The sequence below is a fragment of the Paenibacillus sp. 1011MAR3C5 genome (assembly GCF_003591485.1).
Taxonomy (GTDB): Bacteria; Bacillota; Bacilli; order Paenibacillales; family Paenibacillaceae; genus Pristimantibacillus.
This window is the reverse complement of record NZ_QZCF01000002.1, coordinates 132371-143979: the sequence shown is the minus strand read 5'-3', so window position 1 is coordinate 143979 and position 11609 is coordinate 132371. Positions and strand designations below refer to the sequence as shown.

13 protein-coding genes are annotated in these 11609 nt (G+C 51.0%); 3 read left to right on the top strand and 10 right to left on the bottom strand.

All coding sequences use genetic code 11. The features are described from left to right. Positions 1–29 precede the first annotated feature (29 nt). Together D3P07_RS05495 and D3P07_RS05490 are read left to right on the top strand one after the other, a co-directional pair. The gene (locus tag D3P07_RS05495) at positions 30–242 is read left to right on the top strand and encodes a helix-hairpin-helix domain-containing protein (protein WP_182914192.1); all 213 of its coding nucleotides are present in this window, start codon (positions 30–32) and stop codon (positions 240–242) included. A 26-nt stretch (positions 243–268) separates the two neighbouring features. Next, positions 269–916 carry a ThuA domain-containing protein gene (locus tag D3P07_RS05490; protein ID WP_119799108.1) on the top strand — a complete coding sequence of 216 codons (648 nt, stop codon included), beginning with the start codon at positions 269–271 and terminating at the stop codon, positions 914–916. 107 nt (positions 917–1023) lie between these two features. Here the strand turns inward: D3P07_RS05490 and D3P07_RS05485 are convergent, their stop codons facing one another. The 10 genes from D3P07_RS05485 to D3P07_RS05445 form a co-directional block, all read right to left on the bottom strand. Next, entirely contained in the window at positions 1024–1791 is a 768-nt protein-coding gene (locus D3P07_RS05485; RefSeq protein ID WP_119799107.1) for an ABC transporter ATP-binding protein, read from the bottom strand. Between the two features lie 16 nt (positions 1792–1807). Further along, a complete protein-coding gene (locus D3P07_RS05480) occupies positions 1808–4147 on the bottom strand; it encodes an ABC transporter permease (protein ID WP_119799106.1) in 2340 nt (779 codons plus the stop codon). 44 nt (positions 4148–4191) lie between these two features. Then, positions 4192–5028: an ABC transporter permease gene (locus tag D3P07_RS05475; RefSeq protein ID WP_119799105.1), complete on the bottom strand. Its 837-nt coding sequence runs from the start codon at positions 5026–5028 to the stop codon at positions 4192–4194. Between the two features lie 4 nt (positions 5029–5032). Continuing rightward, positions 5033–5980 carry an ABC transporter ATP-binding protein gene (locus tag D3P07_RS05470; RefSeq protein WP_119799104.1) on the bottom strand — a complete coding sequence of 316 codons (948 nt, stop codon included), beginning with the start codon at positions 5978–5980 and terminating at the stop codon, positions 5033–5035. Between the two features lie 26 nt (positions 5981–6006). Next, complete coding sequence (locus tag D3P07_RS05465; RefSeq protein WP_119799103.1) at positions 6007–6639, bottom strand: TetR/AcrR family transcriptional regulator; 633 nt, start codon at positions 6637–6639, stop codon at positions 6007–6009. A gap of 172 nt (positions 6640–6811) precedes the next feature. After that, positions 6812–7165, bottom strand: coding sequence for a VOC family protein (locus tag D3P07_RS05460; RefSeq protein ID WP_119799102.1), 354 nt, complete (start codon positions 7163–7165; stop codon positions 6812–6814). An 18-nt stretch (positions 7166–7183) separates the two neighbouring features. Continuing rightward, complete coding sequence (locus D3P07_RS05455; protein WP_147384487.1) at positions 7184–7588, bottom strand: hypothetical protein; 405 nt, start codon at positions 7586–7588, stop codon at positions 7184–7186. A 311-nt stretch (positions 7589–7899) separates the two neighbouring features. After that, on the bottom strand, positions 7900–8193 hold the full coding sequence (locus D3P07_RS26720; protein WP_147384486.1) for a hypothetical protein: 294 nt from the start codon (positions 8191–8193) through the stop codon (positions 7900–7902). Between the two features lie 319 nt (positions 8194–8512). After that, the gene (locus D3P07_RS05450) at positions 8513–8968 is read right to left on the bottom strand and encodes a RidA family protein (RefSeq protein ID WP_119799100.1); all 456 of its coding nucleotides are present in this window, start codon (positions 8966–8968) and stop codon (positions 8513–8515) included. 37 nt (positions 8969–9005) lie between these two features. Beyond that, complete coding sequence (locus D3P07_RS05445; protein WP_119799099.1) at positions 9006–10289, bottom strand: adenylosuccinate synthase; 1284 nt, start codon at positions 10287–10289, stop codon at positions 9006–9008. Positions 10290–10400: 111 nt separating this feature from the next. Between D3P07_RS05445 and D3P07_RS05440 the strand changes: the two genes are divergently transcribed. Next, entirely contained in the window at positions 10401–11279 is an 879-nt protein-coding gene (locus tag D3P07_RS05440) for a LysR family transcriptional regulator (protein ID WP_119799098.1), read from the top strand. The last annotated feature ends 330 nt before the right edge of the window (positions 11280–11609 follow it).

Here is an 11609-nt window from a genome sequence, read left to right as displayed (position 1 = left end):
ATGATTCTATCGAAAGGAGCTATATGATCATGTCCGTCAATTCCAAACCTGAAAGCGAACTGCCTAATATCAGCAAGCCCGCTAATCAAGCCCTTGATCTGGCCGGGTATTATAAGCTGGAGCAATTTACCGAGGTGACCGAAGCAGAATTATTGAAGCTGCACGGCATGGGCCCTAAAGGCATTCGAATGCTGAGAGAAGCGCTCCAAGAAAGAGGACTGTCTTTTGCCAAAAAATCATAAGCAAGTATAAAAAAGGAGCACTCCATATGACAACGCCATCCAAGCTATTGTTAATCGGAGATAATGTCCACAGCACTTGGCATCCGCTGGAGCCTGCGCGCCAGCAGCTTCAAGCCATTGCATCAGACGGATTCGAGCTGGTCACAACGGAGGATTACGATAAGTTGAAGACTCTGGAGCAGGATGGATACGCGGCTGTTGTCTCCTATACGGATTGCTGGAAGAGGACGCTTGATGCCGGACAAGTTGCGGGGCTGCTCCGATTCGTTGCGGGCGGCGGCGGGCTGCTCGTCATCCATAACGGCATCTCGCTTCAGGCCAGCCATGAGCTCGCGGGGCTGATCGGAGCGCACTTCACAGGCCATCCTCCTTATCAGCCGCTAACCTACCTGCCCGTGCAAGAGGATCATCCTTTGCTTGATGGCGTCCGCTGCTTCACGGTGGATGAGGAACCCTATATGTTCGAGTTCGATGCGTCCTCTCCCCGAAATGTATTTCTGGAATATGAATTTGAAGGCAGCCGTTATCCCGCTGGCTGGGAGCATCGCTACGGCTTGGGCAAGCTGGTCTATTTGCAGCCGGGACATTGCGCGCCATCTTTCTTGCCAGACCCGTACCGGCAATTAATGCTGAACAGCATGCGCTGGGTGGCTGATGCGAGTCTGCTGTCATAAGAAAACGCGGCAGCTCTCCGGCTGCCGCGTAAGTCATCTATTTGGCGCATATACCACCATTTCCCCTAACATGGCGTCTTGCTGCTTTCCATCCATATCAGCTCTGCCTAAAAGCCTAATCCCGCAAGCCAGCTGGACAGCCTTTCTTCTCTCGCCTTTATATCATCTTGCTCCTTGCGGTATTTCCCTAGCTCTTTCTCCGCTACCAAGCTGCCGTCCATCATGAATAAGATGCGGTCCGTCTTGGCCGCGATCTTCACATCATGTGTCACCAGCAGAATCGTCGTGCCTGAGCGGTTAATATCCGCGAGCAGCTCCATAATTTCTCCTGCCGACTTCGAGTTAAGCGCACCCGTTGGCTCGTCGCCGAAAATCATGTCGGGCTGATTAATGAGCGCCCTGCAGATCGCGACGCGCTGCAGCTGTCCTCCCGACGCCTGGGTAATATCATGACCCGCCAGCTGGTCGATGCCGGACTTCTTCATTAACGACATCGCTCTGTCGTTCAGCTGCTTTCTGCCCTGTCTCTTTGCCATATAAGCGGTCAATATAATGTTGTCCAGTATGGTCAAATTTTTGAGCAAATGAATCTGTTGAAAGATAAACCCCATACGGGTGAGACGGAGATCGGACAGCTCTTGCTCAGACATGCCCGTTAATTCCTTGCCGCCGAACGTAACGCTCCCTCCGCTCGCTTGGTCCATCCCGCTAATATTGTACAGGAGTGTAGACTTGCCCGATCCCGACGGTCCCATTACCGCCACGAATTCGCCTTTCCGAATTTGCAGATCGATATCCTTGAGCACTTGATGCTCCTGCGCATTCCCCGATGTGAAGATTTTGCTAAGCGCTCTGGATTCCAATAAGACTTCCACGCAGATTCTCCCCTCTCTATCCCGCATTCCATTCCGTTATATTCGTCTTTTTAATAGAGGCGATGCTTAGCAGCGTCGTAATTGCTACAACCGCCATTAGAATCATCGGAAAGCCGGCATAGGCTTGCACTGGATTGATGACAAACTGAATACTCGAAGCTCCCATAAAGGACAGTATCAAGCTTGCCAGGCTTTGCCCCGCCGTATTGGAGACGATCGTGCCGAGTACAATACCGATACCGAGTACGAGCAGCGCTCTCGTCAAGTATTGGATGCGAATGGCTGGCAGCGAGAAGCCGATGCTCCGCATAATAGCGATCTGAGCGGCGTCCTTGGCGACCGCCATATGGAGGAACAGCGCTGTAATCAAGATAGCAATTAGCAGCGAGATGACGACGGCAACAGCCGTCAGCAGCCCCAGTTGATCAATGGTATTGCCCAGCGTCTGAGACAGGTAACCCGCCAGATCGGTTACTTTCGCCGGGTAGAAGGACTTGGCGTATTGCTCCTGCTTGTCGCGGACAGGGACGCCATCCTTCAGGTCTACGCTCACCTCGTAGCGGATCACATCCTTCGGCAAGAACGGTAGCGCTGCCTTCGCCGTACGTCCGCCGTTGGTTACATCCTGGTAGATGCCGCTGACGGTCATCTCTCTTTCTATTCCGTCCACGAATAAGTGAATGCGGTCCCCGACTTTTTTGCCTAGATCTTTGCCGTTCAAATAAGATAGCGCAATCTCGTTCTCTCTTACCGGTGCGGCACCTTGCGCATATTCCAGCGGGAAGATGGAGAAATCGCCGGTCTCGACCATCATTTCCTCCAGTACGCCATCGCTGTTGACATAGTGGAACGCGCTTACGAAGATCGGGGAGAATCGCGCCACATCAGCATCTTCTTTCAGAGCGTTCGATACCCGTCCGAACTCTTCAGCAATCCCGTCCGAATATTGCATGTCGATGCGCAGATCGCTGCGTTCGATGCCCATATACGTATTGAAGCTTGGCGACTTGAACGTATTAAGCAGATTGACCGGAATAATCATGATGCATGTGCTGATGATGAAGACGGCGAGCAGCAACCGATACATCTTGAAGCGCGACAGCACATCCCTCATACCGAGAAAGATCGGCACAGATAGCCATCTGTTGCGATGGAGCACCGGCGCCTTCCTGTGATGGCGCGTTTCTCCGAGTGTCCCTGCTCTGAGCGCCTCTACAGCGCTAATCCGGTCAAAGGATCTCAGCGTTAGCTTGCAGCAGCCGATGACGATGGCGCAGATCAGCGCAGATGAGGCGAGCGGAACGGCATACAGCAGCAGTGTCTTCGGCGCTGAACCAAGATATAGCGTAATATTAGAGGTAAAGACTGCATTTACTCCCCATGATGCAACATAGCCGACTATCGTTGCCAAGACAGCCATTACGGCATATTTCAGCATATACATCCTTTTAATGGTGCGAGTACGGATTCCGATTGCCTTCATAATGCCGATCTCCCGGTAGTCCTCCTCCATCGCCGCAAGAAGGGTATATCGGAGACATAAGATCGCGACCAAGCTGAGCAGCAGGCTTACTAAAATAATGACCGCCGCCAAGATGCCGTCCGTTAGCGCGTTCAGCGTCTTGAACAGCGAATCATCCACGCTTGGACCTTTGCTTGGCATCATAGCGGCTTGATAATCCTGGCGGAACTGCTGCAGCATCCCCTGGTCCTTCAGTCGGAACTCGATCAAATATTCCATCTCCCCCGTACGCTGTCTAAGCGCATCCCAATCCGACGGGTGGAGGACAAAACGTTTGGAATGGACGATCGATGCATTCATTTGCGCATCACGGACAAAACCGGCAACGGTCCATTCCGTCTCATATCCGCCATCGGACAGTTTGATTTTGTCGCCGATGTTGACGTCCTTAAGCTGCTTATAATACACGGGCACGGCAATTTCGCCTTTTGCCACCTGAATTGGCTCGTTGTTGACATTCAGCAGCAGGTCGAACGACTGGTTCTGCTTGACGAAATAATGGTCCATGACGCTATTTTCTTCCGAGCTCCCGCCATGATCGATGTAGAGATGGCTGCCGTCGACGTTCACCATTGCCGCAATCTGATGCTCCTCGACGAGGTCATGAGCCGATGCAAAGCGATGAACCTCGGCTTCATCCAGGCTGCCCGCATGCATCTGGACAAAATGCGGAGCCTTCGATTGCTTGAATAGAGCGTTCAGCGATTGTGTCAATTCCATGAGCATATTGGAGCCGCTGGCGACCAGCAATGCGGAGATGGAGATAAAAATAAATAGTGCGATGGAAATACTCTTTTTCCTGCGAAAATCTCTCCGCAGCATCTGGATCAGCATTGTATAGGTATAGCTCCTTTCGTTAGGACTGGCGCTCCGTTAACTTATTGCTGAAATACGTCCTTCTGCATGGCAGAACGGTTCATAGCAGAGAAGTCCACTCTGACAAATGCAGCGGCCGACAGCAGGACGCATACGATTCCGAAAGCGGCTAGAATGACAAGGCCGGTCACAGGCGTAATCAGCACATCATGAAATCGGAACGCAAGCTGTTCAGCGACCAGTTCATCGGCCGGCAGTGAAAGCTTCTCCAGGCTAAGCGCCCGGAAGAAGGCTGCGGCATACGTCATCGGATTAAGCAAGGCGGCGATCTGCAAGCCTTCCGGCAGCAGGCTAAGCGGTACATATACGCCGCACAGGAACGTAATCGGCGTCGTGACCGCTACCGATACGATCTGGAACGTTTGCGAGTTTTTCACCGAAGCCGCCAGCCATAATCCGAAGGAAGAGAAGACGAGGCCGACTAGCACAATAAACCCAATGATCGCAATCGGTGTCACAATGGTCGTATAAGTCAATCCAAGCGCATAACCGACAGCGAGAATCATACACGCCTGGAAGACGGCAACGGTCGTCGAGGACAAGATCTGTCCGATAACAATCGCTATGCGGCGTACAGGGCTTACGAGCACTTCCTTCATATAGCCGGATACGATATCCTCAATGGTCGACGTAGCGATATTCAGCGAGGTCTGGAAAACAACGATAATAACAATCCCTGCGAGCACATACGGAATCGGCTGGCTGACGGAGGTGCTTTCAAAAATCGCGCTTAACAGATAGAGATAAAAAAACGGCATAATGAATAACAACAAAAGCTGAACGCGGTTCCGGGCAAATAATCGTACATTGCGTAGCCATAGCGCTCCAATTACGCGCATCGCCTTACCCCCTTATGTCCTTGCCGGTTATTTCGAGGTACACGTCGTTCAGTGTCCCCCTGCTCACTTCCATCCGTTGGATCGAGGTCCGATGCTCGCTAATCAGCTCCATGAGGCTGGAGGCATCCGCTACTTGAATGAGGTAATCCTCCCCTGCTGGCGTATAATTCATCCCATGCCGCTCCAGCAGCTTCTCCAGCGCATCAGGATTACGGCTGGCAATTCTAGCTTTGTCCGTCACGTAACGTTTTTTGAGCGAAGCCGGGCTGTCTATCGCAACAATCTTGCCCTTATCGATGATGGCAACCCGGTTGCATATCTCAGCCTCATCCATATAGTGGGTAGTTAGAAATACGGTAATCCCCCGCTCCCGCCGCAGCTTGTCGATGTATGCCCACATGCCCGCCCTGGTTCGCGGGTCAAGGCCGGTAGTCGGCTCATCCAGAAAGAGGACCTGCGGCATATGCAGCAAGCTTCTGGCAATCTCCACCCGCCGCTTCATTCCGCCAGACAGGCCGCCGGCCATCGCCTTCCTCCAATCGCTCATATCCACAAGCTCCAGAACAAACCGAGTCCGCTCGCGAATCAGGTGCTTGGGCATGCCGTAAAAGCAGCCGTGCATATACAAGTTTTCCTCTACCGTCATCTTGGGATCGAGTGTGCATTCCTGGAACACGACGCCAATACGGCTACGGGCTCCATTCTGATCCCTGCCCACGTCTATGCCGTCGATAGACAATGCGCCTGACGTAAAGCCGCTTATCGTGCAAAGCGCATGAATAGTCGAGCTTTTGCCCGCTCCGTTCGGTCCCAGAAAGCCGAAGATGCTGCCGCGCTCCACTTCGAACGAGACATGGTCCACCGCTGTAAAGGTTCCGTACCGCTTCACCAAATCTTTGACGACAATAATGGGATCATTGACCCCGGCCTCCCCGTTCCATTCACTCTTCATGCAGATTCCTCCGCTTCTTCATCGGTTCAAGATCCTTGACCAATCACGCCAAGAATGTAGCTGAAGCTTCCTTCCTCAGCTCCCAGCGTCTTCTCCATAATGGAGGTGAACGCAGCCGCCTTCCGCATCAGTTCATGAGGCTCCCATTCAAAGATGCCCTCGTCGAACAGAAATTGGGAGGAAACAAGCAGAAACTCGATCGTCTCTCTTGGGTATGCCGTATGGAATACCCCCTCCTCGATCCCCTGCTCGATCACTTCCGTCAGCACGGGCGTGAGCTGAAGGATCGTCTCAACCAGGCTCTTCTGGTGCATCTCGGCATTGTTGATCTGGTGCAGCTGGTCGATCATCTGCTCCTTGCGGTCTGTATCGGGCTTCTGCGACATCAGAATGCCGAGCAGCTTCTCATGCGCCGTAAGCCCCAGAGCGGATACAACAGCCTTGGCGGCTTCCACTCCAGCCTCGATATAGCGGCCGACAATCGCGTCCATCACTTCCTCTTTCGATTGAAAGTAGTAATAGAACGTTCCCTTGGCAATGCCTACTTCATTCAAAATGTCATTAATCGTCGTCTTGGCATACCCCTTGGTGCCAAAGAACATCTCGGCTGCGTCCAATATTTCATTTTTTCGTTCATCCGGTTTTTTTGAGATTCTCATTTCGGTTACCCTCCACTTTATTCGACCGACGGTCGGTCGATGTATGCATTGTAGCATCTTACCAATTGCACCGTCAACAGCCAAACGTTTGGACACAACAAAAAAAACGCTTGGATATCCAAGCGTTGAATTCGGCGGCTTTTGCCGCTCCCAGGAATGAAGCTTCCGCAGGCTATTGGCAAATCATCAGCACATTGCCGTCCGGGTCTTTAATATTGAACCAATGCCCGTTTTCGATATTCGTCAGGAGCTCCACATTGTGCTCTTTCATATAGGCATAAGAGGCTACAATATCCGCTGTCACAAGCTGAATGAACGGTATCTGAATCACTTTTTCCGGTGAATAAATCTTGCTGTCCAGTACGATATTGGAAGGGCCTTGCATCGGTAAAATATACAAATGTCCATAAAAGATATCGCCGTCAGTCGGCAAATCCAACAACTTGCAATACCAATCCCTTGCCTTCTCCAAGTCGCTCACCGGAATAAAAACACAACCTAGTTTGTTCTGAACCGGATTTGTCATATTTGCACGCTCCTATTTCTAAAAAGGGTTCTCAATCACAATGCTGATCACGCTTTGAACGACTGCACTACTCACGACAATCAAAGTCGTTTTGGATACAAAGCTTTCATCATCTTCCCGACTTGAATTTTCCGTGATTAATTTCTTGTAGTTCACCACATTGGCTATGGGAAAGAGAATCAGATTAATAAGTATCATAACTCCGCACATAAACATGTGACCTATTCCAGCCAATAATCCTTTAGATTCTTGGTAGTAATCGAAGAAGATGAATTGAAATATATAATAAACGGCTATAGGTACCGCTACAGCGCCCAATAGAGAGAACAGAATGACTAATTTCACTTTCCCGCTTCTCAATTCCATACGATCACTCTCTTCATTAACATCAACCCTATGATAGATAGTGAAGCTTCTCTTCATTCCGCTTCCATCTGCTCATGGCAAACGTCAGGCCTAATAATAGATAACCTGCGAACCAAATGATACATCTCATCCAAAAGTCGGACCCACGCCCGGCATAGAAGGCTTGTTGATAATCAGACATGCTATATTCAATCCATGTTATGAAGAGCCAATACCAAATAGAAGAACGGTATATCCAAGCCCTCTAGTCGCAATGTATTTGGTTTCCCCATTTGCCGGGTAACCGTCCACTTGTTTAGGAATGCTTCTTCCTTTGCCGACCTTCTCCCTTGTTGATCGAACGTCATCACTCCTTTCTGGTAATTTTATTAATTAGGAATAGACGACTGCTGTGATGCCTCAACCTGATTCCTATCTTTCTTACGAAGAATATCGTCCAGAAAGCATCCCCACAATAACAAACATGCACCAGCTGCCATCATAATGACCGCATATATTAATGGCATCGTTCCGCCTGTTTCGCTTAAAGCGGTTCCTAGACGTCCTGGAGGTGTTGACCACCCGCCTAAGGTGGAAGATATTTTGGATGCCGGAATATAGATACCCAAATAGAGAATAACTCCACAAAACAAAAAAATACCTCCGGCTATTACTTTTTTCATCTGCCCAACCCTTTCTATGAGAAATATTCGCCTATTCATTGATAGATTGGCGCAGCTTATTCATTTCGTAGCGCAAATAAGAGACCTCATCAATAAGCAGCCCCATCAGTTTGACCAGCTCCTTAGCGTTTCGAACATGTCGTCACTCCCTAAATGCGACCAATCCTTGTATCCGTTTCTATTTTACCCCAACTCGCTTATTCATTGAAGGCCTGAAATGCCATTCTGAATTAAAAAAGGCGGCAATCAGGACTGCTTCGTCCTGCATTGCCTCCAACCTTGGAATCTAGTAAATCCTTTTGGATAATGATGCCCACATTCAATCTAGCACGATTTCAAATACAGAATCGATAATAACCGGCAAATGATCGCGAAGCGATGAGGCTCCCAACACCGATCGCGCATGCAAGCCATGCTCCCCGAATACATCCAGCATCAGATCGGAGCAACCGTTCAATACTTTATGATGCTCTTCGAAATCCGGGCTGGCATTGACGAAGCCTTGAATCTTTACAACTCTCCTTACCCGGTTCAGCGAGCCCAGCGCTTCTGCCAACACAGCCAGCACTTCCAACCCGGCCAGACGAGCATACCGGTACCCCTCCTCCGTCGTATAATCGATGCCCAGCTTGCCTTTGGGCTTACCGGATGGACCTTTCCCCGAGATGAACAACAGATCGCCAGCGAGGGCATAGTTGGTATATCGGGCTGCCGGCTCGCTCGCTGCCGGCAACACGATGCCAAGTGACTGCAATCGATCCATAATATTGGACATGAACATGAGCTCCTTTCGTCGCAACGGAGGTTTGGTACTATCCTAATTTCATTAGCTGCTCGCGCCTCGGACCTGTGGACAAATAAGAGATTTTCACACCAATCTCCTCTTCGATCAACTGCACATACTGCTGTGCCTCAACCGGTAGCTCATGGAATGCTTGTGCCCCAGATATGTCGCATCTCCAGCCCGGAAGCTCCTTAAGGACTGGCTTCGCTCCTTCCAGCTTCGCATTAACGGGAAACTGTTTCGTCATTGTTCCATCATTCAACTGGTAGCCGATGCATACGGGAATCGAATCCAAGTAACCGAGCACATCCAAATTGGTCAAAGCCACCTCCGTCGCCCCTTGTACCATACAGCCGTACCTTGTGGCGACAGCGTCAAACCAGCCTACGCGTCTCGGCCTGCCTGTGACCACTCCGAACTCGCCCGCATCGCCGCCCCGAAGCCGCAATTGCTCTGCTTCCGCGCCTTCGATCTCCGAGACGAACGGTCCCGCACCTACACAGCTGGAATAAGCCTTCACGACAGCGAGCACATTCGTCAGAGCATAAGCGGGAAGTCCTGCTCCGACGGGAGCATATCCCGCCAAGGTGGAAGAGGACGTCGAATACGGATAGATGCCGTGATCGGGATCGCGAAGCGCCCCTAGCTGGCCCTCCAGCAAGATCGATTGTTGCTCCTTATATGCTTGCTGGAGCATCGCAGTCGTATCGCATACAAACGGGAGCAGCCTCTCTCCCAGCTCCAGCAGCTCCTCCACAATCGGATTTGCTTCCAGCGGCTGATGTCCATATAGATGGTTCAGCAGCACATTTTTAACTTCCAGCAGCTGCCCTACCCGTTCTAACAATCGGCTCCGATCGTATAAATCCGCTACTTGCACACCAAGCTTGGCATACTTATCCGCATAAAAAGGGGCGATTCCACGTTTGGTCGAGCCATAGCTGCGATTGCCCAGCCGCTCCTCCTCCAGTCTGTCCAGTAAACGATGGACAGGCAGCACCACCTGGGCCCGTTCCGACACTTTCAAGATCGGCTCAGGTACGCCTCTCGCCAGCAGCTGCTCCCGCTCGCGCATGAATGAATCGCCGTCCAACGCTGCGCCGGAGCCAATGATATTGGTGACCTCCGGATAAAACACCCCCGACGGAAGCATATTCAGGCCAAACTTCCCGTATTCGTTAATAATCGTATGCCCTGCGTTGCTTCCTCCTTGAAACCGAACGACATATGACGATTTGGCAGCTAGCACATCCGTCATCTTTCCTTTGCCTTCATCGCCCCAATTCGCTCCCACTATCGCTGTTACCGTCACTTGCAGATCGCCTCCTGTACTTGTCATCTCTTACAGGAATGATTATAATGTGCAAGCACCCATTAGTATAATTGATATTAATAATACGAGGTATAAACAGGAGTAATGATAATGGAATTTAATATGGAATGGTATCGCGTCTTCTTCTGGACAGCCAAGCTGGGGAGTCTGACCAAAGCGGCAGAGAAGCTGCATATTACACAGCCCGCCATCAGCCATACGCTGAAGCAATTGGAGAGCGGACTCGGAGGACAGCTGTTCTTCCGAACAGCTCGAGGCGTGACGCTTACAGACGAAGGAGAAGTGCTGCTTCAACACGTCGAGCAAGCCTTTCGGGCGATTGACAGCGGCGAGAAGATGATAGCGGAGATGCATAATTTGGAGTACGGGGAAATCAATATCGGAGCAAGCGATTCGTTATGCAAGCATTATCTGCTGCCTTTTCTCGAATCCTTCCACAAGCAATACCCGGGCATTCGCGTGCGCGTCACGAACCGGACTACGCCGGAGACAATCGCCCTGCTGAAGGAAGGGCGAATCGACTTCGGCATTATCAATCTGCCTGCTGCGGTCAATAGTATAGAAGTCAGGAAGAGCTCTCCCCTGCAGGAATGTCTCGTAGGCGGCCCGGCTTACGCATCGCTGGCTCAATCGCCCTTCGATCTGGCCAGTCTGCATCAACACCCATTACTTCTGCTGGAGCCGGGCGGCAGCACGAGAGCTTATCTGGACCAGTATGCAGCTGCGCATCAAATTCGCTTAACGCCAGAGTTCGAGCTGGGGAGTCTCGACCTGCTTGTGCAATTCGCCCAGCGAGGGTTTGGACTGACATTTATCGTGCGGGAATACGTCAAGGAGGAACTGGCAAATGGGCGATTAATCGAAATCCCGCTCACTCCGCCTATTCCCGAGCGTTCGATCGGGATTGCGACACTGAAAGGCGTCCCCCTCTCCGCTGCGTCGAAGAGCTTTCTTCAAAGCTTGCCATAAAGTCGGCTCACGACTTATTGTGGATCACTCAGCTGAGTCATAAGCGTCGCCAGAAGACTTTTTCAGAGAAGGCCAGGTTGGCGATTCGGATCGGTTTTCCGTCAGCGGGAAAGGCGATCTGTACTGGGCTCTGCAATTTCACCGGGACAAAGACGGTGTTATTACCGGCAGGATCATTGAGCTCGATCCCCAGAAGCATTAATGGAGGCAGACTATTGTATTGAACAAGGCCCGCCCTATACTGATGGTTCCTTGTGAACCTTGTTTTTACACCATGGTGTATCTTCTACTAATGAAAGAAGGCCGTCCTGTTGTCAATTAAGACTTCCA

Coding starts and splice junctions, on each gene's coding strand:
- D3P07_RS05495 (WP_182914192.1), top strand. CDS start 30: ATGTCCGTCAATTCCAAACCTGAAAGCGAACTGCCTAATATCAGCAAG.
- D3P07_RS05490 (WP_119799108.1), top strand. CDS start 269: ATGACAACGCCATCCAAGCTATTGTTAATCGGAGATAATGTCCACAGC.
- D3P07_RS05480 (WP_119799106.1), bottom strand. CDS start 4,147: ATGCTGATCCAGATGCTGCGGAGAGATTTTCGCAGGAAAAAGAGTATT.
- D3P07_RS05475 (WP_119799105.1), bottom strand. CDS start 5,028: ATGCGCGTAATTGGAGCGCTATGGCTACGCAATGTACGATTATTTGCC.
- D3P07_RS05470 (WP_119799104.1), bottom strand. CDS start 5,980: ATGAAGAGTGAATGGAACGGGGAGGCCGGGGTCAATGATCCCATTATT.
- D3P07_RS05465 (WP_119799103.1), bottom strand. CDS start 6,639: ATGAGAATCTCAAAAAAACCGGATGAACGAAAAAATGAAATATTGGAC.
- D3P07_RS05460 (WP_119799102.1), bottom strand. CDS start 7,165: ATGACAAATCCGGTTCAGAACAAACTAGGTTGTGTTTTTATTCCGGTG.
- D3P07_RS05455 (WP_147384487.1), bottom strand. CDS start 7,588: ATGAAGAGAAGCTTCACTATCTATCATAGGGTTGATGTTAATGAAGAG.
- D3P07_RS26720 (WP_147384486.1), bottom strand. CDS start 8,193: ATGAAAAAAGTAATAGCCGGAGGTATTTTTTTGTTTTGTGGAGTTATT.
- D3P07_RS05450 (WP_119799100.1), bottom strand. CDS start 8,968: ATGTCCAATATTATGGATCGATTGCAGTCACTTGGCATCGTGTTGCCG.
- D3P07_RS05440 (WP_119799098.1), top strand. CDS start 10,401: ATGGAATTTAATATGGAATGGTATCGCGTCTTCTTCTGGACAGCCAAG.